Source organism: Ottowia sp. VDI28 (genome assembly GCF_049532675.1).
In the GTDB taxonomy this organism is placed as follows: Bacteria; Pseudomonadota; Gammaproteobacteria; order Burkholderiales; family Burkholderiaceae_C; genus Ottowia.
In genome coordinates, this window is record NZ_CP149820.1 from 1376028 (window position 1) to 1401171 (window position 25144).

Here is a 25144-nt window from a genome sequence, read left to right on the forward strand (position 1 = left end):
CACGCGCCTGACTCATGTTCACCGCTGATTTGACTGCCCACGGCAACGAAAGCGTGTTGCGCGTGGCCACTTACAACATCCACAAGGGGGTGCAGGGGATCGGGCCGGCGCGGCGGCTGGAAATACACAACCTGGCGTTGGCCGTGGACACGCTCGACGCCGACATCGTCTGCCTGCAGGAAGTGCGCATGGTCAACCGCCGCGAGGCGGACTATTTTTCAAGAAGGCGCCGGCCTGTTCAGGATTTCCTGAGCCCTCTGGGCATCGGGCCCGGGCGCGACTCCGATCCGGGGGCGCTTTGCTGGCCGGAAATGCCGCAGGCCGATTTCCTGGCGCCCGAGGGTTATGAGGCCGTCTACTGCACCAATGCGGTCACCAAGCACGGAGAACACGGCAATGCCTTGCTCTCGCGCTGGCCCATCATCGCGCACCGGCATGAGGACATGTCCGATCACCGCTTCGAGCAGCGGGGCCTGCTGCACGTGGAGATTCTCATCAACGGGGTGAGTCTGCACGCCATCGTGGTGCATTTTGGCCTGATTCCGGCTAGCCGCCTCCGGCAGACGGCGCAACTGCAGCGCTATATTGCCCGTGAGGTGCCGCCTGATGCGCCCGTCATCGTCGCCGGGGATTTCAATGACTGGGGCACCCAGGTGAAGAAGCTTTTGCGCGCCGAAGCGCTGCATTCCTTCGAAGGCCCGCGCACCTTCACCTACCCCTCCCGCCTGCCGGTGGTGCAGCTCGACCACATATACGCCCGGGGCATGCAGCCCCTGGGCCTGGCAGCACCCCGCGGGCGAGCCTGGAGCCGCATGTCCGACCATTTGCCGCTGATCGCCGAGTTCAAAATGGGCCGAGAAGCCGTTTGAGTTGAAAAGGCCCCGAAGCCCTATGGGCTACCAGCGCTGTTACCATGCGCATAGTCATGAAAACCCTGCCAGAACTTTCACCTGCCAGCGCAGCCAGTGCGGTGGCCGCCGATGATGCCGGCACCCCTGTCTCGGTCAAGATCCGCGAGCGCCTGCGCGCGGCGCGCCACCGTTTCAACGCCAACGACAACATCGCTGATTTCATTGAACCCGGCGAGCTGGAAAAGTTGCTCGACGAGGTCGAGCACAAGATGCAAGGCGTGCTCGACAGCATGGTGATCGACACAGAGAGTGATCACAACACGGCCAATACCGCGCGCCGTGTGGCCAAGATGTATATCAACGAAGTGTTCAGGGGCCGCTACGTGCAGGGCCCGCCGATCACCGAATTCCCCAACGCCGAGCGGCTGAACGAGTTGATGATCGTCGGCCCGATCACCGTGCGTTCGGCCTGTAGCCACCACTTCTGCCCGGTGGTGGGCAAGCTGTGGATCGGCGTCATGCCCAACGAGCGCACCAACGTCATTGGCCTTTCCAAGTATGCGCGACTTGCCGAATGGATCATGGGCCGTCCGCAGATCCAGGAGGAAGCCGTGGTGCAGCTGGCCGATCTGATCCAGGAAAAAACCAAGCCCGATGGCTTGGCCATCGTCATGGAAGCCACGCATTACTGCATGGCCTGGCGCGGTGTGAAAGACATGGACAGCAAGATGATCAACTCGGTCATGCGCGGCGTATTCCTGAAGGATGTGAACCTGCGGCGCGAATTCCTGGCCCTCATCCCACGTCAAGGCTAAACCCATACACGGCGGTTCATCATGCTCGTCCGACTCCTTTACGCCAGCCGCGCCGTCGACCCCTCGCCGGCCGCCATCGATGCCATCTGCGTCAGCGCGCGCCAGCACAACGCCGAGCACGGCGTGACGGGCGTGCTCGTCTATGGCGGCGGCATTTTCATGCAGGCCCTGGAGGGCGGCCGCCAGATCGTCAGCGATCTGTACGGCGTGATCCAGCGCGATGCCCGGCACAAGGACGTGGCGCTGCTTCATTACGAGGAAATTACCGAGCGCCGTTTCGGCGGCTGGACCATGGGCGTGGTCAACACCAGCCGCATCAACCCCAGCACCTTGCTCAAGTACAGCGAGCGGGCCGAGCTCAACCCCTATGCCGTTTCTGGCAAGGTTTCCATGGCCCTGATCGAAGAGCTGATGGCGACCGCCAGCGTGGTCGGGCATCCTTGATCAGACATGCTCTTGCCCCCTCTCCCGTGGTCGGGAGAGGGTTGGGATGAGGGGCAGCGGCGGTTCGCTTGTTCACGGCGTTTTTAATTTAATGGGCTTGCCCTAGCCAACGCAACTTGATCCCCCGTTCCCGCTCACGGGTGGTTACAACTCCATGTGCCATGTCGCCTTAAATGGCGACATACAGCAGCACTGCGACTGCGTACGCTTCCTTTTGTATTCATTTTTATCCGCTCGCGTCCATTTGTAGCCGCCTTGCCGGTTTGGCTGGTTCTGCGCGAGCAGGTGAATGAATCCCATCCCAGGCCTACATTGACGGAGACGCGGTAAAAATGAAGAAAACCCTCACATCCGGACGTCTGCTGATCGCCGGATTGCTGCTGAGCGGCACCATGCTGATGGCGGCACCCGCCCAGGCGCAGGCCGCCCCGCCGGCGAATGTGGCCACCAACCTCGACGCGCTTCCTGACGGTGCCGGCAACCTGGTCGTGAGCTGGACGCTACCGGTTGGCCAAGAAACCACTGCATCCGGTGTCCTCCTTGCGGCCTTGCCTCTCAGCGATCCTCCTGTTTTGCTTGGAGCGTCATGCGGCGCGGGAGCGACCAGTTGTGTCGTACCTGGCTATCAGGTTGGTACGGCTTACGGGGTGGCCGTAATTCTTACCGACAGCGAAGGCTTCCCGGTACAGTCGGAGGAATATCTGCAGGTGGCTACTCTGGCCTTGCCAGGCGGCAGCCAGGAAGCGACCGTACGCTGGCATGGCCCACTCACCGGCCAGACAGCGGAAGCCCCTGTATGCGTCTTGAGCGGATCGCCTGGCTTCACCACTCGCAGTGCTGAGGACTTGCAAAGCCAAGGCGCGCCAGCCGGCGCCACCGCGCCTTTGGGCGTGCTGCAATTTCAGGCCACGGGCTGCGGCCCGGAAGAGACGACACGGGTCGTTATCGACTACCCTGCGGGCACCCTGGCTGGGTTGAAAGCCTACAAGTATGGCCCGCCAGAAGCTGGGGCGGCATCCGGCTGGTTTGCGCACGGCGCCATCAGCGGCGACAGGGTGACCTATACGGTCGTCAACGATGGCGTCGGAGACAGCGACAGCGACCCCGCCGCGATCAATGACCCCTTCGCTCCGCTGGATGTACCGCCCGATACCTCCGGCCCTGGCGCTGGCGGCGTGCAGGCCGTGCCCACCTTGGGACAATGGAGCATCCTGATGCTATCGGCACTCGCCGGACTGCTGGGCTGGCGCGTGCGGCGCCGATTGTAAAAAGGGCCACTGCAGCTGACGAGGGAGATTCAGCGGGCTAGAGGAAGCCATAGCGTGAACACCGTTCCGGCATCTCCCGGCACCCAGGCCACATTCGCCCCCAGCGCCCGTGCGCGGCTGCGCACATTGCCCAAGCCCCGGCGGCCGGGCGGCACCATGGTGGGAGGGGTGAAGGGGCGGCCATTGTCCTGCACGCGAACCTGTACCCCAGGAATGTCCGCATCGGTGGGAGAGGGGGCCTCGGTGGTGGTCAAGATGATTTCCGCTGCGCCGCTGTGCTTGACGATGTTGGTAAGCACCTCCTGCAGGATGCGCAACACGTGTAGCGCGCTTTGCGCATCCAGCCAGGGCAGCGGCGGCAGATCGTTCATGCGCCAGCGCAGCGCCATGCCCGCGCCTTCCAGCCGCGGACCCAGCCGGTAACGCAGCGCGGCCAGCAGCGCCAGCAGGTCGGCATGTACGGGCTCCAGGGAGTCGATAGACAGCTTCAGATCGTCGATGCATTCCTTGAGCACCTGCGCGACATCCAGCGGAGCACCATTCGCCGTGCGATGGCCATGTTCCACCAGGCGCAACGCACTCATCAGCGAGGAGCCTACGCCGTCGTGCATCTCACGCATGAGGCGCTGGCGTTCATGCATCAAGGTCTGGTCGCGTTCAGCGGTGCGCAGCCGTTCATGTGCCTGTACCAATTCGTGCTCCTGCGCGGCCAGGCGTTCGGCGAGCACGTCGCGCGCATGCACGGCCATGTCTTGCGCGCGGCTGTAGCGCGTGAAGACAATCACCAGGAACAGCATGAGCAGCCAGACGCTGAAGTAGGGTGTGAGGTAGATGCCTTCGATATCCCTTAGATGGTTCTGCATCGCCATGTCGTGCAGGCTCAAGGGCGGGACCGATGCGCCCCACAGGGCCAGCAGGGCGCTGCTGCGGCTGCGCAGGCGCCAGGCGCCCACAGCCACGCCAACCAGCAGCACCAGCATCGCTGGTATCAGCAAGAGGCGGAAAACCGGCAGCATGGCCAGATAGGTTGGCCACCACGGGGGCAGTGTCACCACCGCCACGGCAATCAGGTACAGCGGCAGCACCCGCCCCAGGCGTGGCCACTGCTGGCCCTGCACCTTGCAGAGAAACTGGAACATGCACAGCAGCGACGCCAGCAGGGCCACCAGCGTCATCCAGCAGAACCAGGTGTAGTCCATGTCCAGGTCTTCGCTGTCCATCAGAAAGAGCAGGGCGGCGACCGATTGGCTGACCGACATGGCGAAGAACAGCAGGAAGAGGCTGGCCTCGTCAGGCCGGCTGCGGCGGTACCTGAACCACAGGGCGAATGCGAACAGGCTCAGAATGGTGAACGCGGCACGCCAGTACGTGACCAGGCCAGTTTGCCAGAAGGTGCGCCAGTGCAGCGACGGCAGCAGCGTCTGCGCAGTCCCCGTCCATACAGATGACAGTGCGCCGCCCGCACCTTGGGTACTGGCCATGCGGACGTGAACCGTGGCCGCTTGGCCTGGCGTTGCGAATCCGTCGAGATCGATCCACAAGGGGTGGTTGAATCCGCTCCATACTTGGCTGCCCGATTGCCAGGCCAGCCGCTCATTCACGTAGACCGCGAGCGTGCCCGACGTCTGCCAGCGCGGCAGGTACAGGCGGGGTTCCTGTATGCCGGGAGCGGCGGCAGGCAGCCTGAGCCGATACCAAAATACTTGGGGCACGTCGCCGGAAAGGCCTTGCCCCAGACCGCCGAAGGGTGCGCGCAATTGGGCGTGCGGCAAAGCCACGGGTTGCCACTGCGGCGAAGTGCCGAGCAGCAGGCGGTCACCATTGTCGAGGCTGGCGGCATCGAGGGCATTCGGAGGTTCCCAGGTGGTGCTGGCGGAGGGCCAGATACTGGCTTGCGTCAAGTGCACTTGCGCCCAGGCGGAGCCCGCGCCAGCCAGCATCCACCAGAGCGCGATCAGGCACAGGCCGTGCAGAAGCCTGGTCATGGGGCCGCGAAAGCTCTTGAATGGGCTCCGGCGTTCGGCCTTTTCTGGGGTCTATTTTTTTTCATGCAGCCATCCTTGACGCTCGCCCTCGCGCACTGCCTCGGCGCGGGAAGTGACCTGCAGTTTGTCATAGATGCGCCGCACGAAGGTGCGTACCGTATGGCGTGACACTTTCAGCTCATCGGCCACTTCATCCACTGTGTAGCCGCGTGCCACCAGGCGCAGCACCTCGGCCTCCCGCGCGGAGAGCGCCGGGCCGCTCCAGGCGGGGGACTGCGCGGGCAAGGCCGAAGGCGGCGCGGGTGCTGCACCCGCGTGGCCCAGGCTCGCCGCACGCATCAGCAGCTTGCGCGCCACCATGGGGTTGATGGGGCTGCCGCCCGCGCGCAGGCTGCGGATCTCATCCACCAGGGCCTGGGCGCTCAGATCCTTGAGCAGATAGCCCATGGCCCCAGCTTCGATGGAACGCAGCACGTTCTCCTCGTCGCCAAAGATGGTGCTCACCATCACCATAGCGTCGGGCGAGCGCTCGCGCAGCGCGGCCAGCACGTCGAGCCCGCTGCCGTCGGGCAAGCCCAAGTCCAGTACCAGCACATCCAGCGGCGTGTTTTTTGCCAACTCCTCCAACGCTTCCGCGCGGCTGCATGCCAACCACTGCACACGCATGTCGGGTGCAGCCTGCAGCGCATGGGCTAGCGCCATGCGGCAGGCACTGTCGTCTTCCACCACGGCGACGCGGATGGTTTCAGAAGGACTTGGCGGTGAACTGCTCATGTGGCAATGCTGCCACAGCGCCCAAACGCGTGCATGTCGCCTTAAAGGGCGACATACAACCTCTATTTATTTGTATACCTTAGGCTACATCCGAACATTGGAGGATCTTATGCGCAAGCTACCGATCTCGGCAATGAGCGCGACGTTAGCCGCCTGCCTGGCACTTCCAGCCCAGGCGCAGATGATCTCGCAACTGGTCAATGGCCCCTTCATGGGGGGCAGCCAGGGAGAAGGCCAGAGCTTCACATCCACGCAGACCGGCACCATCAAGCGGATCAGCGTGCGCCCCGGCCTATCCGGCGGTCCCGGCACCCCCACCACGCTGTACCTGTACAACGGTGGCGTTGGGAGCGGGATACTTGATGATCCAGGTACGCCTGCCTACACCCAATCCAGTCTGAGCCTGAGCGAAGGCCTCCAGGATGATCCTATGCAAGATCTGGTGTTGAGCACGCCATTTCCCGTGACGGCAGGGCAACGCTACACCTTCGTCCTGGAGGGAAACGGCAGCACGCCTTCCCTGTATCTGTCGTCCGACAACCCTTATCCGGGTGGGCAGCGCATCATGCGTTATAGCGAGACTATCCCGTTGCAGGATATGGACCTGGCGTTCCAGATCTGGACGCAGTGGACGCAAACGCTCGCCTTTACCAGTGCCGCGCCAACCAACGCACAAGCAGGCGGCACATACACCCCGGCGGCGCAGGCCACGTCTTCTCTTGCGCCGGAATTCTCGGTCGCATCCTCGTCCAGCGCGGTTTGCGCCCTGAATGGCGCCGACGTAACCTTCATCGGTCCGGGCACCTGTCTGCTCAACGCCGATCAGCCGGGAAATGCAGACTACGAGCCTGCGCCGCAGGTGCAGCAAAGCTTCACAGTGGCTGCCGCGCCGATCGCCTACACCATTGGCGGTACCGTGAGCGGCCTGACTGGAAGCGGGCTGGTGCTGCGGAACAACGGCGGCGATGACCTGCCCGTGAGCACGGACGGCTCCTTCGTCTTCTCTACCCTTGCCGTGCAGGATGGTCTCTATGAGGTCACGGTAGCTGAGCAGCCCGCGGGGCAGACGTGTACAGTGAGCAACGGCAGCGGTACAGCCAGCGGCGATGTGACCAGCGTGCAAGTTGATTGCCAGGCCCAACCGCCCGTCGGCCCGGGCCCTGGCGGTGTGCAGCCCGTGCCCACGTTGGGGGAGTCGGGCGTACTGCTGCTTTCCGCGTTGGCCGGCCTGTTGGGCTGGCGTGCTCGGAGGCGGGCGAACCGAGCCTGACGGCAGGCAGGGCCGGAGGCCCCCTCGACGGCGTGCAGGGTGGTATCAGATGGCCTATCTTGAGAGCGTGCTTACGATCTCCTCACGGATCCCTTGCGTCCGAAAAACTACGTCTGCGGCGTTGCCTATGCCGGCCGCGAAAATCCACGCGATATCACGAGGTATCCCTGCGGTTTTCGCCTTGCAGCCGCGGCTTTTCGAACACAATGGCTCTCGCGACGAGATCGTAAACACGTTCTAAGAACTTATTTAAAGTCTCTGCACAAGCCTCCCCCGTCATACCGGCTTTCGCCGGCATGACGAGGAAGAAGCTCAGCAAACCCCTCGTGGGGAGACTTTGAACACGCTTTAATATCCCTCTTTCTTTACCCTTCACAAGATCAAGGCAAATGACAGCTCCCGTATTCGAAACTCTCCGCTACGCGGTGGATCGGCACGTGGCCACCATCACGCTGCATCGGCCCGAGAAGCTCAACGCCTTCACGCCGCAGATGGCCGATGAGCTCATCGCGGCTTTCGATGCCACCGATGCCGACGACGAGGTCCGCGCCGTGGTCGTCACAGGAGCGGGGCGGGCCTTCTGCGCAGGGGCCGATCTGGGTAGCGGCGGTGCCACTTTCGACTACAAGGAACGCTACAGCATGCAGCCCGGCGAAGTGCACCGCGATGGCGGGGGCCGCGTCTCGCTGCGTATCTTCCGCAGCCTCAAGCCCGTCATCGGCGCCATCAATGGCGCGGCCGTAGGGATCGGCCTCACCATGCAACTGCCGATGGATGTCCGTCTGGCTTCGAGCGAGGCCAAGTTCGGCTTCGTGTTCGCGCGGCGCGGCATTACACCCGAAGCGGCTTCGTCGTGGTTTCTCTCGCGTGTGGTCGGTATTTCGTCCGCCCTGGAATGGGTCGCCACGGGGCGGATTTTCAGCGCACAGGAGGCCTTGGAGCGAGGTCTGGTGCGTTCAGTGCATGCCCCGGATCAATTGCTGCCGGCTGCATACGCCCTGGCGCGGGAGATCGCAGACAATGCGGCGCCTGTGTCCGTGGCCATGGCGCGTCAGATGATCTGGCGCATGGCTGGCGCGGCGCACCCGATGGAGGCGCATCGTCTCGATAGCCGCGCCATCCAGTCCCGCGGCAGCTCCCGCGACGCGAAGGAGGGCATTGCGTCGTTCCTGGAAAAACGCCCTGCGCAGTTTCCGGATCGGGTGTCGGCGGATTTGCCGGATTTCATGGATTGGCGCGGCGAACCCGAGTTTTTCTGATCCTGCAAGGAGTGGGGCGCCAGCGTGGCCTTCTGTGCCCTACACGGCAGCCGCAGGTTCGAGCTCTGGCACTGTGCCTGAGGCCTTGCCTGCAGACTGCTCCAGCCCCGTCAGCGCCCCGGCTTCGGTGCGGTACAGATGCAGCAACGGGTTGTCAGCCAGCGCGCCGGCGGCCTGAAGCACCTTCTCGGCCGGTAGCTTCAGGCCGCTGATGTGCAGGTGAATGCCATTGCCGTGCAGCATCCGGAGCAGACGGGTGAATACCTCGGCCCCGGTCGCGTCAATGCGGTTGATGGGTTGAGCAAACAGGCAGACGTGCCTGGTTTCGGGGTGATCGGCCAGGTACTCGACGATGGTGCGTTCGAACTGATTGGCCGCCGCGAAATCGAGCGGCGCATCCATGCGCAGCGCATAGGTGTGGGGCGCCAGCGGAGGGAGTTGCCAGAGATGGCGGTCACGCAGGCTGCCATCCGAGTGCAGGCCCACTTCGATGATGCGCGGGTGCAAATGCTGGAAGAGAAACAGCGAGAGCATCATCAGCACGCCCGCCAGCACACCCCAGTACAGGGCCGGCGCCGCCGCGATCGTCACCACGAAAGTGGTGGCCGCGATCAGGGCCTCTACGCGCGAGAGGCGCCAGAGCCTTGTGAATTCGCGCGGCTTGAGCAGCCCCACCACCGCGGCGATCACGATCGCCGCCAGCACCGGATTCGGTACGTAGCGCAGCACCGGCGTGAAGGTCAGCAGCGCGACCAGCACCACGGCCACTGAAAACACCGTGGCCCAGCCGGACTGCGCACCCGCGTACAGGTTGAGCGCCGAACGCGAAAAGGACGAACTGGTAGGAAACGCGCCCGAAAAACCGGAAACGATCTTGCCCAGCCCCTGGCCGATCAAGTCCTGATCCTGGTCCCAACGTTCGCCCTTGCGCTCGCTGTCCACCTTGGCGCTGGAGGCTGTCTCCAGGAAACTGACCAGGGTGATGATCATCACCGGCATCACCAGTTGGCCCATGGTGCTCCAGCCCGGCCAGCCTGGGATGTAGAGCGCGGGCAACCCTTGGGGCAGCTCGCCGATCACCTTGCCCCCGGAGGCTCCGAAACCCGTCAGGTAACTCAGCGCCGCGGCCAGGAGCACGATGACCAGCACGGTTGGAAACGTGGGCCGCCAGCGCCGCGCACCCATCAGCAGCGCCAGCGCCACCAGCCCGTAGACAGCCGACATGGCATGCCAGTGTGAGAAATCCGTCCAGCCGCCCTGCAGGCCCAGCAGTGGCGGGAGCTGCGAAGTGATGATCAGCACCGCTGCCGCCTGGGTAAAGGCCGTGAGCACCGGCGCATTGACCACGTTCAACAGCCAGCCGAAGCGCACGAAGCCCATCACCATCTGCAGCAAACCGGAGAGCAGGGCCAGCCACACCGCCAGCTCCACCCACCGTGCACTCCCCGGTTCGGCCATGCCGATGAGCGAGGCATAGATCAGCAGCGCGCTGAGCGCCGTCGGGCCTACCGAGAGGCGCGCCGAAGCCGAAAAGAAGGCGGCTATCAGCGCCGGCAGCATCGAGGCATAAATGCCCGTGACCAGCGGCATGCCCGCCAGCGCGGCATACGCCACGCCTTGGGGAATGACCATCAAGCCCACGGTGAGGCCGGCCATGGCCTCGCCTCGGAGTAAATCACCGCTCGGGCGCGGCCACCGCAGGGCGGGAATGAAGCGAGACCAGGAAAATCGCATCCCCATATGCTACAACCGCCGCGTGCCTGATTCCGAGGCTGGGCGTCCGGCCGCTGGCGCCCCGGCGACACCCGCCCCTACAAAGCGCTGAACTCCACCACGCCGCCCTTCATCACCAGGGGGATACGCTCGCCCTGCCCCAGCAGGCAGTCGACGCTGCGCAGCGGGTCGCCATCAACCAGCAGCAAGTCGGCCAGGGCCCCTGGGACGAGCCGGCCGAGCTTGCCCTCCATGCCCAGCACTTCGGCGCCGATCACAGTGGCGCTGGCGATCACCTCGGCGGGCGAGAGCACCTGGGCGCGCAGGCGGAATTCATCGCTTTGCAGGCGGTGCGATTCGCCCAGCAGATCAGTGCCGAAACCCATCTTGACGCCCGCGGCCTTGAAGAGCTCCAGCGAGCGCAGTCCGGCGCCGCGCACGCCTGCCACCTTGGCCACGCTGTCGGGAGGCAGGCCAAGCGAAGCGCCTTCGTTGGCCAGCGCATCGTAGGTGACAAGGGTCGGTACCGCGTAGGCATCGCACTTTGCCATCAGCGCCGCGGTCTGCGCGTCGACCAGGTTGCCGTGCTCGATGGTGCGCACACCCAGGCGCACGGCCCGCGCAATGGCGGCCGGCGTATAGGCATGCGCGAGCACGTAGGTGTTGCGGGCGGCCGCCTCCGCGACGATGGCCCTGATCTCGTCTTCGCTGTAGCCGAGCGCGTCCACCGGATCGGTGGGCGAGGCCACCCCGCCGGAGGCCATGATCTTGATCTGGTCGGCGCCCATCTGCAGTTCTTCGCGTGCGGCCTTGCGCACCGCTTCCACCCCGTCCGCCACGCGGGCGAGTGAGCCGACGCGCGCGCAGTTGGGGCAGAGGTTGTCGGGGAGAATGTAGTCGGAGCGCCCGCGGCTGTCGCCGTGGCCGCCGGTCTGGCTCAGTGCTCGGCCTGAAACGAACAGGCGCGGCCCCTGCGCCAACCCCGATTCCACGGCCTGTTTGAATGCGAAACTGGCGCCGCCCGCATCACGCACGGTGGTGAAGCCCCGGCGCAGCATGCCGCGCAAAATGGGCAGGCTGCGCAGCGTGACCAGTACCTGGGGCATGCTGGCCAGGCGCGTCAGGTTCAACTCGGTCGCGACCACGTGCACGTGCAGATCGATCAGGCCGGGCATCACGGTTCGCCCGCCGGCGTCGATGACCTGTGAATCGCGCACCGCAAGCGGCTTGTCGGATACCTCACGGATCAGGTTGCCTTCGATCAGGAGATCGTGGCGATTCTGCAGTTCCGGTAGCAGTGGGTCCAGCAGACGGGCATTCTTGACGATCAAGGTCTGGGTCATGCGGCCTCCGGAAATTCAGGAATGTGCAGGCGATTCAGTGCGCCATGATGCAGCAGCCCGTCGATGAACACCAGCCGTCAGACCTCAAGCCACTCCTTGCGTATGGAGCCGTCGGCGCGCAGGGTGGCAGGTGTGCCCTGGAACACGATGTTGCCGTGCCCCATGACCAGTGTGCGGTCGGAAATTTCGAGTGCGATGGTCAGCTTCTGTTCGATCAGCAGTACCGAGATGCCGCGCTCCTTGAGTTTCGTCAGATATTGGCCGACCAGTTCAACGATCTTGGGGGCCAGGCCTTCGGTGGGCTCATCGATGATGACGAGATCCGGGTCGCCCATCAGGGTGCGGCACAGCGTAAGCATCTGCTGCTCGCCGCCCGACAGAACACCCGCCTCGGTATGCTCCCGCTCCTTGAGCCGCGGAAACATCGCATACATATCGTCGAACGACCAGCGGCTGCCCTTGCCCGAACCCTTCTGTCCCAGCAACAGGTTCTGATGCACCGTGAGCTTCGGGAACACATCGCGGCTCTCCGGCACGTAACCCAGCCCCATATGAGCGATCTCGTAGGCCTTGCGCCCCACCAGTTCCTGATCTTTCCAGCGCATCGAACCCTGGCAGTCGACCAGCCCCATGATGGCCTTGGCCATGGTGGAGCGCCCCGACCCGTTGCGCCCCAGCAGCGCCACGATCTCGCCAGGCCGCACGTCAAAATTCACCCCGTGCAGCACATGGCTCTTGCCATAAAAAGCATGAAGATTCTCAATCTGAAGCATTTTCAGTCACCCATTGCGCTACGAGTCACCCGCAGCCTACGAAGCACAAAAATCCGAAAGGCCGCGGAGCAGGCCACCCCAAGGCGCCCGCGGAGCTGGCTCCGCCAGGCCGCCGGGCGCGTCCCCCCCGTGGGGGGAAGGCGCGAAGCGACTCAGGGGGCTTCCCAAGATATGCTTCTTGGACACGCGGATTGGCCCGGACGGCGTCGGGTGTGTCGAACGCCAGCACCTCGCCATACACCACGACCGCGATCTTGTCGGCCAGACCGAACACCACGCCCATATCGTGCTCCACCGTGAGCAGCGTGCGGCCTTCGGTGACTTCGCGGATCAGCCCGATGAAGCGGTGGGTCTCGCTCTGGCTCATGCCAGCGGTGGGTTCATCAAGCAGGATCACCTGCGCGCCGCCGGCAATCGTGAGGCCGATCTCCAGCGCGCGCTGCTCGGCATAGGTCAGATTCATCGACAGCACGTCGCGCTTGCGCTCCAGATGGATCAGGTGCAGCAACTCTTCCGCGCGTTGGTTGGCGTCTTTCAGGCCCGCCAGAAACTTGAAGCAGGTGTACTTATAGCCCAGGCTCCAGAGTACGCCGCAGCGCAAGTTCTCGAACACGCTGAGCTTCGGAAAGAGGTTGGTGATCTGGAAGCTCCGTGACAGCCCCATGCGGTTGATCTCGAACGGCTTGCGGCCGTCGATGCGCCGGCCGTCAAGCAGTATCTGGCCGCTGGTGGGCGCGAAGCGGCCGCTGATCAGGTTGAACAGCGTCGACTTGCCCGCGCCATTCGGTCCGATAATGGCCACCCGCTCTCCGGCCTTGACCGCCAGGTTGACGCCGCGAATGATCTCGGTCTTGCCGAAGCTCTTGCGCACGTCCTTCAGCTCCAGGGCGAAGGGGGCCTGCGCGCCGGATGTGCCCTGGCGCACGCCTGTCGTCGTCGCTTCCACGCTCACAGCGCCTCCTTCCGCTTGATTTCCGTTTCAATGTCTGCCTGGACGCGGTCCCATACGCGCACGAACCGTCGCCGTACAAGCTCGAACAGCCCCAGGCCGATCAGCAGCAGGAGCCCGGCGCCGATCCAGGAGGAGGGCGCCTTGGCATTCAGCGTCATGCCCACGAACTTGAGCTCGGGCCCGAGTGCCGCGTTGAGCTGCAGGTGGTAGATCATTTCAATCATGGCACCGCCACCCATCAACATCATCAGCGCCGCGACGGCCAGCCCGAGATAGCAGAGCCAGAGCCTGTGCAGCAGACCGAACCGCGCGACGCGTACGTTCATCATAATCAGGCTGGCGATGCCGCCGGGCGCATACATCACCATGAACAGGAACACGAGGCCGAGGTAGAGCAGCCAGGCAATGGTGAGTTCCGACAGCAGCACGGAGGCGAGCACCAGCAGCACCGCGCCGATGATAGGCCCGAAAAAGAACGTGGCACCCCCCAGGAAAGTGAAGAGCAGGTAGCCACCCGAGCGGACGCTGCTGACGCTGTCCATTGCCGTGATGATTTCGAAGTTGATGACCGTGAGGCCGCCGCCGATGCCCGCGAAGAAGCCGGCGATGATGAACGACAGGTAGCGCACGCGCTGCGTGTCGTAGCCGATGAACTCCACCCTCTCTGGATTGTCCCGCACCGCGTTCAGCATGCGGCCCAGAGGCGTACGCGTGAAGGCATACATGGCCGCCGTGCAGATGAAGCAATAGATGGCGATCAGATAATAGACTTGGATCTGCGGCCCGAAGGTGATGCCCAGGAACGGCTTGCCCACCATCCGGTCGGTCGTAATGCCGCCTTCGCCTCCGAAGAAGCCGGGAAACATCAGCGCCATGGACGCCACCAGCTCGCCGATGCCGAGCGTGATCATGGCGAAGGTCGTGCCGGATTTCTTGGTGGTGACATACCCCAGGAGGGCAGCGAAGAACATGCCCGCCAGGCCGCCGACGAGGGGCAGCAGCGACACTGGCAGCGGCAGCGCGCCTTTGCCGATCAGGTTCAGCGCGTGGATGGCGATGAAGGCGCCCAGCCCCGTGTAGACCGCGTGGCCGAAGCTCAGCATCCCGCCTTGCCCCAGCAGTATGTTGTAGGAGAGGCAGATGATGATCACGTAGCCCATCTGCGACAGCATGGTCATCGCCAGGCTGCTGCTGAACATCAGGGGGGCCACCAGCAGGATCAGCGCATAAAGGGACCAGATGATCCAGCGTGCGCGATTCGGGGACTTCAAGGGAAGGTAAGCGGTGTTCATGGCGGCTTCACTCTTCCCGCGTTCCGAGCAGGCCCTTGGGCCGGAAGATCAGGATCAGCACCAGGAACAGGTAGGGCAAAATCGGCGCCACCTGCGACAGTGTGAGCGATAACAGCGGAAAGCCCACCGTTTCCGGCGTGATGTCGAGCCCCATCGCCCGCAGCGCGCTGGCGCTCGAGTAATCGATGGCCACCGCGAAGGTCTGCACGATGCCGATCAGCAGAGAGGCCAGGAAGGCGCCCGCCAGAGAACCCATGCCGCCGACCACCACGACCACGAACACGATGGCGCCGACTGATGCGGCCATGGTCGGCTCGGTCATGTAGGTGTTGCCGCCGATCACGCCGGCGAGGCCGGCCAGCGCGGCTCCGCCGCCGAACACCAGCATGAATACACGCGGCACGTTGTGGCCCAAGGCTTCCGTCATTTCCGGGTGCTTCAGGGCGGCCTGGATGACAAAGCCGATGCGCGTGCGCGTGAGCAGCAGCCAGACCGACACCAGCATCAGCAGCGCCACCAGCATGATGAAGGAGCGCGATTTCGGGAAGGTGGTGCCGTAGAGCGTGAACAACGAGCCCTGCAGCTGCGGGGGCAGGCCGTAAGGGACGGCGGCTCGCCCCCAGATCAACTGCACCAGCTCGAGAATCAGGTACGACAGGCCGAAGGTGATCAGCAGCTCGGGAACGTGGCCGAACTTGTGCACGCGCCGCAGGCAGTACCGCTCGAACAGGGCGCCCAACCCGCCCACGAGCAGCGGCGCCAGCACCAGCGCCGGCCAGAACCCGACCAACCCCGAGATCGTGTAGGCCAGATAGGCGCCCAGCATGTAGAAGCTCGCATGCGCGAAATTGAGCACGCCCATCATGCTGAAGATCAGCGTCAGGCCGGAGCTCAGCATGAACAGCAGCAGCCCATAGCTGACGCCGTTGAGCAGGGAGGTGACAAAAAACTCCATGTCGGTGGTATTTTTCAGCAAAGAAAATCCGCCAGCTCCCGCAGGAGCCGGTCAACCCGAGGGCGCACCTGGCTGCAGGCGCACCCGATCGAAGACACGCCCGGTCAGGACGGCCGCTTCATCTGGCAGGAAGTCGGCGTGCTGGCCACGTAGGGGTCATAGGTTTTTACCGGCACGAAGGTGTAGCCCGTGTTCTCGGGCGAGTACGGGTGCTTGGCATCGGCCTTTTCCCAGCGCGAGATATAGAGCGTCTGCTGTGCCTGGTGATCGGCCTTGCGCAACTCGACCTCGCCGTTGAAGCTCTTGAACTTCATGCCTTCCATCGCGGCGGCCACTTTCGCGGGATCGGTGGATTTGATCTTCGCGAAGGTTTCGGACAGCGCCATGTACACCGAGTAGATGTTGGTGGAATAGAGGTCGTCGTTGAACTTGGCCTTGAACTGGTCGGTGTACTTCTGCATGACACCTTCCATGTTGTTGTAGCCGTAGGACGCCATGTAGACCTTGCCGGCCGAGGCTGCGCCCATGGCGGTGGGCGTTCCGCTGACGATGCCGTAGTAGGTGTAGAACTTGGCGTTCAGGCCGGCGTCGTTGGCGGCCTTGATGAGCAGGGTCAGATCGGACCCCCAGTTGCCCGTGATGATGGTGTCTGCGCCGGCCTGCTTCATCTTGGCGACGTAGGGCGCGAAATCGCGCACCTGGGCCAGCGGATGCAGGTCATCGCCCACGATCTTGATGTCGGGGCGCTTGCGCGACAGCATGGCCTTGGCGTAGGTGGAAACCTGCTGGCCGTGCGAGTAGTTCTGGTTAAGCAGGTAGACGTTCTTGATGTCCGGCTGGTCTTTCATGAAGGCGGTGAGCACCTCCATCTTCATCGAGGTGTCGGCATCGAAGCGGTATTGCCAGTAGCTGCACTTGCTGTTCGTGAGGTCCGGGTCGACCGCGGCGTAGTTCAGGTAGAGCACCTCCTTGCCGGGGTTGCGCGCATTGTGCTTTTCCAGAGCGTCGATGATGGCCAGCGCCGGGCCGGAGCCGTTGCCTTGCGCCACATAGCGTGCGCCCCGGTCCATGGCGGAGCGCAGCGCCGCTGTGGTTTCCTGCGGGCTCAGCTTGTTGTCGATGGGGATGACCTCGAACCTGACACCGGCCGCGTTCTTCTTGTTGAACTCCTCGGCGAAGAACTGGAAAGTCTTGAGCTGGTTCGTACCGACCGCCGCCATCAAGCCCGACAGCGGATCGAGCCAGGCGATCTTGACGACTTCGCCCTTCAAGGGGCCCGCGGACTGGGCAAAGGCCGTGCCTGCGCACGCCAGCGCCGCACCGATGGCAAGCTGATTCATCCATTTCATCTGTTTGTCTCCTGGTCGAAAAAAACCGCTGCGGCACCGGGCCCGTTCATGGTGTTATTCGTTTGTTTCCGGCGCGTTCTTCTTAAAAGAATGTAAATGTTTTTTTGGAAAAAGGGCATCAAGGAGCGGCACCGTTTCATAGGGAGTTACCCGGAAGAAGGCCGGCGCGGTGGGGACAGGAAGCTGAGGGAAGATGCTGGCACCGGCCTGGTTACTTTCTGGCACGATGCGTGTTATTCACGGTTTTCTGCCCGTGCCCAGGTTCTTCTCCATTCGCCTCGCATGCCCCCTACCAAGAACACCCGCGCACAAGACTTCGAGGCAAGCGATCGCCTGGGCCTTGCCATGGCCCCTACCGTGCCCGAGCCCGAGCGCCGGAAGCTGCCCCGGGGCACCTCGGGGCTACCGCGTGAAATCGTCGATCAGGAGCAGCGCAAGCGGCTCGTCGTGGCGACGGCGCATGTCGTGGCTGAAAAGGGCTACGCGGAGACGACCGTGGCCGACATCATTGCCGGCGCGGGCGTCTCGCGCGCCACGTTCTACGATCTCTTCAAGGACAAAGAAGAGTGCTTTCTCTACGGGTTCGAGAAGCTGTCGAAAGCCCACTTGCGCGACATGCTGCGCGCCATGGACCCTTCCTTGCCGCTTCCGGAGCAGTTTCTCAGCGGGCTGCGCGCTTACCTGCGCCGGGTCGATGCGGATTTGTCGCTGGCACGGGCTTTTTTGCGGAAGCTGAAAGCGCCACGCCGCGCATACGGGCCGAGTTCGCGCTTAGAGCGCAGGAGATGAGGGTGCGTTTCGGGGAGTGGCTGCGAGAGGTCCAGCGCTACCACCCCCAGGCCATCCGCACTGGTGAGAGCGAAATCCTGCTGATGACTTCGGGGCTACGGGGCTTCATCATCGATGGCGTGCGCAGCGGCCGGCCTTTCACTGAGAAAGATGCGCGGAAGGTGTGCCGCTTCGCGTTTGCCTGCTTCGGGCTCTACGCCTGGGCCGCGGAGTTCGACTCGATCGCGCCTCTGAACGAGTAGGCACCTCTACTCGGGAGCGATGCCGAACTCAGCGCACTACAAGGTTGTTGCGCACGCTCTTGACGCCTTTGACGTCGCGTGCAATCTGCCCGGCCCTGGCTTTTTCTTCGGCGCTCTTGGCAAAGCCTGCGAGCGAAACCTCACCGTTGAGAGTCTGAACGTTGATGGCTCCGGCGTCCACTGTTTTGTCGCCCACGAACTTGGCTTTCACCGCGGTCGTGATGGATGCATCGTCTACGTAGGCGCCTGCGGTTTCCTGTCCGCGGAACACGGAGCAGCCCGTGGCGACCAGCGTGAGGCCGGTCATGGTGGCGACGACGAGCGTACGAATCGCTTTCATGATGGGTTTCCTTTTCTTCTGGATGAATGGATGCGCGGTTGACGTGCGCGATGGGGGTCTCAACGGCGGCGGCGGCCCAGCAGCATGGCAAGCAGCGCGCCTGCAGCAGCAGCAATGGCCATGGATTTCATCGGCTGCTCGGCGACATAGGCACTGGTTTTGCCAGCGACCTCGTTGAACTTGTCGCGTGCTTGCGCAGAGGTTTCCGACGCAGCTGCTTTGCCGTGTTGCGCCATATCCTGCACCCGCGCGGAGATCGCGTCGATCGCAGGCTTGATGTCGTCGCGCAGCGTGCGAACCTTCGCATCTGCCTTGTCCAGCGTCTCGTTGGCAACTGAACGTGCCGCATCGACCGTGCGCTCGGCCTTGTCGGCCACTTTGTCCGTGGCGGCGGTAGCGCTGTCGGCGATCTTTTCAACCGAACTGAGGCTGGTCTTGCTCATGTGAGGGATCCTTTCAAGAATGACTAGAACCGCTACCGCCCTATCTCGAGCATCGGATAAGGCCAACTGTTTCGAGCGGTGTTGACCTAGTCTAGGACCGTATCCTCGCAGCAGTGATCAGCCACGAGCGGTGTCCGGTGTCGGCGAGGTTGTTTCGCGGGCGTAGGAGTTGACCGACATGGCGCCGGAGGCGGTCGCCAATTGGCTTTGCGCACGGGCCTGCCCCCGGGGTACCGTGCCGGTGATGCGCGTGCCGCGGCCCGCCCCGGAGTTGATGTCCAGCCTGCCGCCACCAGCTTCCACCCGGTGGCGCATGCCCACGAGACCGTGCGAGGATTGCGGCAGCGCGCTGGGGTCGAAGCCGCGGCCGTCGTCGGTGATCGAAGCTTCCGCGTGATAGACATAGTTCTTCAGCACGACGCGAATATTCTTGGCTTCGGCATACTTTCCGATATTGGTCAACGCTTCTTGCACCATGCGGTAGATGGTGAGCTCGGCGGCTGAATCCAGTTCCACGGGCTCCAAGGCGGTCTGCACGTGAAGCCCGGATCGGTCAGCGAACTCGCGGCAGAGGATTTCCAGCGAGGCGACGAGGCCCAGATTCGAAAGCGAGGAGGGGCGCAGGTCCTCGATGATGCGGCGCTTGAGGGCGATACCTTGATTCAGTGTTTCAGTGAGATGCTTCAGCCGCTCAGCCAAGTCAGTGGCGTCAGGCGGCAGGCGCGATTTCAGCCGGGCCACATCGAGCTTCGCTGCTGTGAGCAAGGCGCCCAGCTCATCGTGCAACTCGCGCGCGAGATGTGCACGCTCGTCTTCCACCGCCTGCTGCAAATGGGTGGCCAGTTCGGCCAGGCGGGTGGTGCGCTCGCGCACCTGCGACTCGAGCGCATCACGCTCGGCTTCCAGTGCGTTTTGATGCGCTTCGCTCGCGCGCTGCATCGCGCGGGTCTGCTTCAGGTGCAGGAAGAACGCCACGAATGCCGCCAACACGCCTGCCACCAGGCCAAGGCGCGACACATTTAGCAGGCGCTGCAGTTCCTGGCGCCTTTCCTGGATGTAGGTGTCGGCCTGGCTGAGCAACTCATCGCTTTGCGCGCGAAACGCCGCCATCTGCTCCAGGCCCACGTTGCTGGTGACCACGAAATCCACCACTTCAGGCCGGTTGTCTTCGCGCATGCGCACCGTGAGCGCCATTTCGGACATCTTCTCCGACATGAAGCTGCGAAAGCTCAGGAGCGTGCTCAGGTTGAACATCGACGTGGCCTGTGGCGTTTCCAGGGTCTTGCGAAGGCGCACGATTTCATTCAAGGCATTGTCATAGGGCTCCAGGTAGCGGCGGTCACCGGTCAGGGTGTAACCCCTTTGGTTCGACTCGGCTTCGGTGAGGGCGCGCGTGAGGCTGCTGATGGTTGTGCGCATCTGATTGGCCTGCTCGACTTCCTGCAGGACCTGGGTTGCCCGCATGTGCGTGCTTTCGTTGACCAGAACCATGGCCAGGGCGCAGAGTGCCGCGATGATCAAGGCCAGCCGTAGCGCGCTGAGGGAGCGCCGGCGTATCGATGAGTCGGATATTTGAGAGTGCATGGCGCTCGGCGAACTAGAATGGATGGATATCAAGAGTTGATCAACAACACCCGCCCAGGGAAATGCCGGGCTGTCCCAAGCTTTCTTACTCCTCGAGGGCAAGCTGGGCAGATTGCGGCGCTGGGGGGACTGAGAGGTATACCGTGATCAGAGTAGGTATTGTGGATGACCACGCCATCGTGCGTTCCGGGCTCAAGCAGTTCTTTTCCGAGCACGTAGATCTGCGCGTGGCGGGGGAAGCGGCCAGCGGGCGCGAAGCCATCGACCTGGTGCGGACCACCGAGCTCGATGTGCTGGTGATGGATCTGTCCATGCCCGGCCAAAGCGGCATCGATGCATTGGCCATGATTCGCGCCAAGGCGCCCGATGTGGGTATCCTGATTCTCTCCGGTTATCCCGAAGAGCACTATGCGATGAACCTGATCCGCCAGGGCGCCAGTGGCTACCTGAACAAGGAGTGCGAGCCTTCGGAGATCGTCGAGGCCATTCGCACCATCGCACTGGGCAAGCGCTACATCACACCTACGGTGGCGGAGCTTCTGGCGCAGCAACTCAATCGCAAGACCGATGCACCGCCGCATGAACAGCTGTCGGAGCGCGAGTTCCAGGTGTTTCTGAAGCTGGCCAAAGGCGAAACGGCCGGTGATATCGCCGAATCGCTCTCCCTCAGCGTCAAGACCGTCAGCACCTATCGTACGCGGCTGATGGAAAAAATGGGATTGAACTCCAACAGCGATTTGACCTATTACGCGCTGAAGAACAAGTTGATTGATTGAAATCGATATCTTGTTCATAGCGTCGTCTCCGGGACAGGTGGCTGTTCGGAGGCGCTTAGATCGTAAACACGTTCCAAGCCCTTTATCCGTTCGCACCCTCCAGGCCCACACAGAAATCAATCAGCGCATCGATGTCCGTGGACTTGTCGAACACGGCGTCCACGCCAAGCTCCTGGCAGCGCCGGCGGATATCGGGGGTGGCGTAGTTGGTGAGCACGACAACTCGCTGATGGGGTGCGCGGCTGCGGCAAGCTTCAATCACGCCCAAGCCGCTGCCTTGCTTCAGGAACAGATCCACGATCACCAGATCCCATTCGCCGGGATGAGCCTGTAGCCATTCCGCGCTCTGGTTCTCCGTTTCCGAAAAACCAACTGCTTCGACAGAGGCCAATTCCTCGAGAGTGCCGATCAGGTTCTCTCGGATGGTGGCGTTGTCTTCGACTATGTATGCGCGCACGGTAGCTACTTGCATGGAGAAGAAAGGCGGAAGACCTGCGAAAAACTCGGGTTCTTGGGCGGCATTGAAGTCGGGAAGAAGGGCGAGAGGGCTTGCTTTTGAATGTACGGGAGCAAGCGCGCGTCACGTGACAGCAGCAACTGCTTGCGCGTGTAGGAATGCGCTTACATTTCCCTCCGCCCCTCTAGGCGAAGGTGCCAAGCCTGTCAGTTTTTCCGCGAGGGTCCGTGCCCGCACACAGGGCATGCCGGGTCGCGCTGCAGCCGCATTTCATTGAATTCCGCGCCACGCGCATCAATGAGCAGCAGCCGGCTGACCAGCGGGATGCCCACGCCGCAAAGAACCTTCAAGGCCTCGGCGGCCTGAAGGGTGCCCACCATGCCGACAATAGGGGCGAAGACGCCCATGGTGGAGCAGCGGGCCTCTTCCACCTCTTGCGTCGGAGGGAACACGCAGGCATAGCAGGGCGAGGCAGCATCACGCGGGTCGTAGACCGATATCTGGCCGTCGAAGCCGATGGCCGCGCCTGAGACCAGCGGTTTGCCTGTGGCCACGCAGGCCTGGTTGAGTGCCTGGCGAGTGGCGAAGTTGTCGGTGCAGTCGAGGGCGATGTCGGCATGCGCCATGAGGGAGGTCAGGCGCTCGGCGTCGACGCGTTCCGCGATCGTGTCGACAATCACATCCGGGTTGATGGCGGCGATCGCCTGCCGGGCGGAATCGACCTTGGCCTGACCCACACGCGCCTCGGTGTGCATGATCTGGCGCTGCAGATTGGTGAGATCGACCGTGTCGTCATCCACGATGGTCAGGCGGCCCACACCCGCACTGGCCAGGTACAGCGCCACTGGAGACCCCAGGCCTCCCGCGCCCAGGATCAGGGCGTGCGCATCCAGCAGCTTCTGCTGCCCCTCGATGCCCAGGTCATCAAGGAGCAAATGGCGCGAATAGCGCAGCAACTGCCGGTCATCCATCGAATTGCCGTCTTCCCCCAGGGGGCTTCAAAGGGTTCTCGTCATTCCCGCGCAGGCGGGAATCCAGTGCAGCTCTTCAAGGCCCCCTGGATTCCCGCCTGCGCGGGAATGACGGAAGCGCAAGAGGGGCCTGGATTATTCCGTTTTTGGTTCTTCCTTACGCTCGACCAAAGTCTTGCTGACCTTCACCGGCTGGCCTTTCAGCTTGGCCAGAGCCTGCAGCAGCGGGAAATCCTTGTCGCTGCCGTATTCGGGCGGCCGGCGCTGGGAGGCGGGCTTGCGCGCTTCCTCTTCGAGCTTCTTGAGGGCTTCCTCGCGCTCTTTCTCCAGCGCAGGATCGGGTTTTTCCGGCTGATCGCCCACCAGCAAGTGCTTCTGCAAGTCCGCCTCGCGCGTGCGCAGCACGGCGAAGGGGCTTCCTCGGCGGTGTCGTCGACCATGATGTCGGGCACGATGCCCTTGGCCTGGATCGTCTTGCCGCTGGGGGTGTAGTAGCGGGCGGTGGTGATTTTCAACGCGGTGTCGGGGCCCAGCGGACGGACGGTCTGCACCGAACCCTTGCCGAAGGTCTGGGCGCCCATGATCGTGGCGCGCTTGTGATCCTGCAGGGCGCCAGCGACGATCTCGCTCGCAGAGGCGGAGCCTTCGTTTACCAGCACCACGATCGGCACCGTTTTCAGGGCGGCCGGCAGGCGCTTGAGCGGGTCGGCGGACCGGCGGCGCAGGTAGTCCTCGGGGCGTGCCTTGAAGACGGCCTTGCTTTCCTCGATCTGCCCGTTGGTGGACACCACGACGGCATTCTCGGGCAGGAATGCGGCCGAAACGGCTACCGCGGCGTCGAGCAGGCCGCCCGGATCGTTGCGCAGATCAAGCACCAGGCCTTTCAGGTTGGGCTCTTTCTTGTAGATGTCTTCCATCTTGGCGACGAAGTCATCGACCGTGCGCTCCTGGAATTGCGACAGGCGCAGCCAGGCGTAGCCAGGCTCGATCACCTTGGCCTTGACCGATTGGGTACGGATTTCCTCGCGTGTGATCGTGACCGGGAAGGTGCGGTTTTCCTCTTTGCGGAAGATCGTGAGCAGAACCTTTGTGCCCGGCTCGCCGCGCATGCGCTTGACGGCGTCGTTCATCGACAGGCCCTTGACCGCGGTGTCGTCGATCTTGGTGATCAGATCGCCTGGCTTGATGCCGGCGCGGTCGGCTGGCGAGCCTTCAATGGGCGAGACGATGCGGATCAACCCATCTTCCTGGGTGATCTCGATGCCCACGCCGACGAAGCGGCCCGTGGTGCCCTCGCGGAATTCCTTGTAGGACTTCTTGTCGAAATACTGTGAATGCGGATCGAGGCTGGAAACCATGCCGGAGATGGCGTCGGTGATGAGCTTTTTCTCATCCACCGGTTCGACGTAATCGCTCTTGATCATGCCGAACACTGCCGCCAACTGCTGCAGCTCTTCCAGCGGCAGGGGCGAAAGCGTCCCTCCGCGGGCCACGGTCTGCAGCGAGACGGTGGCCATTGCGCCCGCCAGTGCCCCGGCAGCGACCCAACCGACAATTTTGACTTTTTGACTCATGGCGTAGCGGTTCCAGGATTTCTCACAATACCCGTTCCAATATACATGCTCGCCGGTATTCGGGTGTGCCGGCTGCCGCTAAGTTCCGTACTTTTCTTGCGCTTTACGGAACGGTAGGGGAATCGGTCAGGTTTTCCCCTGATTGGCGACCGCGGCAGCGGCCTTGGCGGCGGCCTCCGCATCGCCCAGGTAGTAGTGGCGGATCGGTTTCAGGTTGGCATCGAGCTCGTAAACCAGGGGAATGCCGTTGGGGATGTTCAGGCCGACGATGTCCGTCTCGGAGATGCCGTCCAGGTATTTCACGAGTGCGCGGATCGAGTTCCCGTGGGCCGACACCAGCAGCCGCTTGCCGGCCGAAATGGCGGGTGCCATGGATTCATTCCAGAAAGGCAGCACGCGCGCCACGGTGTCCTTCAGGCACTCGGTGAGCGGGATTTCCTCGGGCTTGAGCTTGCCATAGCGCACATCGCCGCGTTCGCTGCGGGGATCGGTCGGCTCCAGGGCGGGGGGCGGCGTGTCGTAGCTGCGCCGCCAGACGAGTACCTGCTCGTCTCCGTACTGCTTGGCCATGTCGGCCTTGTTCAATCCTTGCAGGGCGCCATAGTGGCGCTCATTGAGGCGCCAGTGCTTGACGGTGGGCAGCCAGATGCGGTCCATCTCATCCAGTGCGTAATGCAGGGTATGGATGGCACGCTTGAGCACGCTCGTGTAGGCCACGTCGAATTCGTAGCCTTCCGCCTTGAGCAGCCGGCCGGCCTGCCTGGCCTGCTCCACGCCGGTGGGCGTCAGCGCGACGTCGGTCCAGCCGGTGAAGCGGTTTTCGAGATTCCAGGTGGATTCGCCGTGGCGGATCAGAACGAGCTTGTGCATGGGAGGACGGATGGGCGCGCAGCCTGAAAAATAACGGGATGAACCCAACATTCTA

Annotated in this window: 24 protein-coding genes and 1 pseudogene; 9 read left to right on the forward strand and 16 right to left on the reverse strand. The window is 63.3% G+C overall.

Going from position 1 to position 25144, the window contains the following annotated elements; genetic code table 11:
- Positions 1-14: 14 nt before the first annotated feature.
- The 4 genes from WJU18_RS06425 (at position 15) to WJU18_RS06440 (ending at position 3378) form a co-directional block, all read left to right on the forward strand.
- On the forward strand, positions 15-869 hold the full coding sequence (locus WJU18_RS06425) for an endonuclease/exonuclease/phosphatase family protein (protein WP_423459281.1): 855 nt from the start codon (positions 15-17) through the stop codon (positions 867-869).
- A 56-nt stretch (positions 870-925) separates the two neighbouring features.
- Positions 926-1666: a GTP cyclohydrolase I gene (folE, locus tag WJU18_RS06430; protein ID WP_423459282.1), complete on the forward strand. Its 741-nt coding sequence runs from the start codon at positions 926-928 to the stop codon at positions 1664-1666.
- A gap of 21 nt (positions 1667-1687) precedes the next feature.
- Positions 1688-2110 carry a BLUF domain-containing protein gene (locus WJU18_RS06435; protein ID WP_423459283.1) on the forward strand — a complete coding sequence of 141 codons (423 nt, stop codon included), beginning with the start codon at positions 1688-1690 and terminating at the stop codon, positions 2108-2110.
- A gap of 332 nt (positions 2111-2442) precedes the next feature.
- Positions 2443-3378, forward strand: coding sequence for an IPTL-CTERM sorting domain-containing protein (locus WJU18_RS06440; RefSeq protein WP_423459284.1), 936 nt, complete (start codon positions 2443-2445; stop codon positions 3376-3378).
- A gap of 29 nt (positions 3379-3407) precedes the next feature.
- On the opposite strand, the gene WJU18_RS06445 is transcribed toward WJU18_RS06440, so the two are convergent.
- Both WJU18_RS06445 and WJU18_RS06450 read right to left on the reverse strand, forming a co-directional pair.
- Positions 3408-5363, reverse strand: a complete 1956-nt coding sequence (locus tag WJU18_RS06445; protein ID WP_423459285.1) for a sensor histidine kinase — start codon at positions 5361-5363, stop codon at positions 3408-3410.
- 51 nt (positions 5364-5414) lie between these two features.
- Positions 5415-6137 (reverse strand): response regulator, encoded by a 723-nt coding sequence (locus tag WJU18_RS06450; protein WP_423459286.1) that lies wholly within the window; start codon positions 6135-6137, stop codon positions 5415-5417.
- A gap of 109 nt (positions 6138-6246) precedes the next feature.
- Here WJU18_RS06450 and WJU18_RS06455 point away from each other — a divergent pair, with 109 nt between their 5' ends.
- Positions 6247-7407, forward strand: a complete 1161-nt coding sequence (locus WJU18_RS06455) for an IPTL-CTERM sorting domain-containing protein (protein WP_423459287.1) — start codon at positions 6247-6249, stop codon at positions 7405-7407.
- Positions 7408-7796: 389 nt separating this feature from the next.
- Complete coding sequence (locus WJU18_RS06460; RefSeq protein WP_423459288.1) at positions 7797-8666, forward strand: crotonase/enoyl-CoA hydratase family protein; 870 nt, start codon at positions 7797-7799, stop codon at positions 8664-8666.
- Between the two features lie 39 nt (positions 8667-8705).
- Here WJU18_RS06460 and WJU18_RS06465 read toward each other — a convergent pair whose 3' ends face one another.
- From WJU18_RS06465 to WJU18_RS06495, 7 genes are all read right to left on the reverse strand, one after another.
- Positions 8706-10400 (reverse strand): SulP family inorganic anion transporter, encoded by a 1695-nt coding sequence (locus WJU18_RS06465; protein ID WP_423459289.1) that lies wholly within the window; start codon positions 10398-10400, stop codon positions 8706-8708.
- 77 nt (positions 10401-10477) lie between these two features.
- Positions 10478-11722: an amidohydrolase family protein gene (locus WJU18_RS06470; protein ID WP_423459290.1), complete on the reverse strand. Its 1245-nt coding sequence runs from the start codon at positions 11720-11722 to the stop codon at positions 10478-10480.
- 77 nt (positions 11723-11799) lie between these two features.
- Entirely contained in the window at positions 11800-12495 is a 696-nt protein-coding gene (locus WJU18_RS06475; RefSeq protein ID WP_423459291.1) for an ABC transporter ATP-binding protein, read from the reverse strand.
- A 25-nt stretch (positions 12496-12520) separates the two neighbouring features.
- Positions 12521-13441, reverse strand: a complete 921-nt coding sequence (locus WJU18_RS06480) for an ABC transporter ATP-binding protein (protein WP_423460952.1) — start codon at positions 13439-13441, stop codon at positions 12521-12523.
- Positions 13442-13443: 2 nt separating this feature from the next.
- The gene (locus WJU18_RS06485; RefSeq protein ID WP_423459292.1) at positions 13444-14739 is read right to left on the reverse strand and encodes a branched-chain amino acid ABC transporter permease; all 1296 of its coding nucleotides are present in this window, start codon (positions 14737-14739) and stop codon (positions 13444-13446) included.
- 7 nt (positions 14740-14746) lie between these two features.
- A complete protein-coding gene (locus WJU18_RS06490; RefSeq protein WP_423459293.1) occupies positions 14747-15694 on the reverse strand; it encodes a branched-chain amino acid ABC transporter permease in 948 nt (315 codons plus the stop codon).
- 104 nt (positions 15695-15798) lie between these two features.
- Positions 15799-17043: a branched-chain amino acid ABC transporter substrate-binding protein gene (locus WJU18_RS06495; protein ID WP_423459294.1), complete on the reverse strand. Its 1245-nt coding sequence runs from the start codon at positions 17041-17043 to the stop codon at positions 15799-15801.
- Between the two features lie 282 nt (positions 17044-17325).
- On the opposite strand from WJU18_RS06495, the gene WJU18_RS06500 reads away from it, so the two are divergent.
- Positions 17326-17832 carry a TetR/AcrR family transcriptional regulator gene (locus tag WJU18_RS06500; RefSeq protein WP_423459295.1) on the forward strand — a complete coding sequence of 169 codons (507 nt, stop codon included), beginning with the start codon at positions 17326-17328 and terminating at the stop codon, positions 17830-17832.
- Between the two features lie 2 nt (positions 17833-17834).
- Positions 17835-18074 carry a hypothetical protein gene (locus tag WJU18_RS06505; RefSeq protein ID WP_423459296.1) on the forward strand — a complete coding sequence of 80 codons (240 nt, stop codon included), beginning with the start codon at positions 17835-17837 and terminating at the stop codon, positions 18072-18074.
- 28 nt (positions 18075-18102) lie between these two features.
- Here the strand turns inward: WJU18_RS06505 and WJU18_RS06510 are convergent, their stop codons facing one another.
- The 3 genes from WJU18_RS06510 to WJU18_RS06520 form a co-directional block, all read right to left on the reverse strand.
- Positions 18103-18414, reverse strand: a complete 312-nt coding sequence (locus WJU18_RS06510; RefSeq protein WP_423459297.1) for a BON domain-containing protein — start codon at positions 18412-18414, stop codon at positions 18103-18105.
- A 59-nt stretch (positions 18415-18473) separates the two neighbouring features.
- Entirely contained in the window at positions 18474-18857 is a 384-nt protein-coding gene (locus WJU18_RS06515; RefSeq protein WP_423459298.1) for a glycine zipper domain-containing protein, read from the reverse strand.
- Between the two features lie 117 nt (positions 18858-18974).
- The gene (locus WJU18_RS06520; RefSeq protein ID WP_423459299.1) at positions 18975-20441 is read right to left on the reverse strand and encodes a CHASE3 domain-containing protein; all 1467 of its coding nucleotides are present in this window, start codon (positions 20439-20441) and stop codon (positions 18975-18977) included.
- Positions 20442-20584: 143 nt separating this feature from the next.
- On the opposite strand from WJU18_RS06520, the gene WJU18_RS06525 reads away from it, so the two are divergent.
- Complete coding sequence (locus WJU18_RS06525) at positions 20585-21217, forward strand: response regulator (protein ID WP_423459300.1); 633 nt, start codon at positions 20585-20587, stop codon at positions 21215-21217.
- A gap of 82 nt (positions 21218-21299) precedes the next feature.
- On the opposite strand, the gene WJU18_RS06530 is transcribed toward WJU18_RS06525, so the two are convergent.
- The 4 genes and pseudogenes from WJU18_RS06530 to gpmA all read right to left on the reverse strand — a co-directional run bounded on the left by WJU18_RS06530 (position 21300) and on the right by gpmA (position 25089).
- Entirely contained in the window at positions 21300-21689 is a 390-nt protein-coding gene (locus WJU18_RS06530) for a response regulator (RefSeq protein WP_423459301.1), read from the reverse strand.
- A 191-nt stretch (positions 21690-21880) separates the two neighbouring features.
- The gene (locus WJU18_RS06535; protein ID WP_423459302.1) at positions 21881-22645 is read right to left on the reverse strand and encodes a HesA/MoeB/ThiF family protein; all 765 of its coding nucleotides are present in this window, start codon (positions 22643-22645) and stop codon (positions 21881-21883) included.
- A 135-nt stretch (positions 22646-22780) separates the two neighbouring features.
- Positions 22781-24219: pseudogene (locus tag WJU18_RS06540) on the reverse strand (S41 family peptidase).
- Positions 24220-24345: 126 nt separating this feature from the next.
- Positions 24346-25089 (reverse strand): 2,3-diphosphoglycerate-dependent phosphoglycerate mutase, encoded by a 744-nt coding sequence (gene gpmA / locus WJU18_RS06545; protein ID WP_423459303.1) that lies wholly within the window; start codon positions 25087-25089, stop codon positions 24346-24348.
- Positions 25090-25144 lie beyond the last annotated feature (55 nt).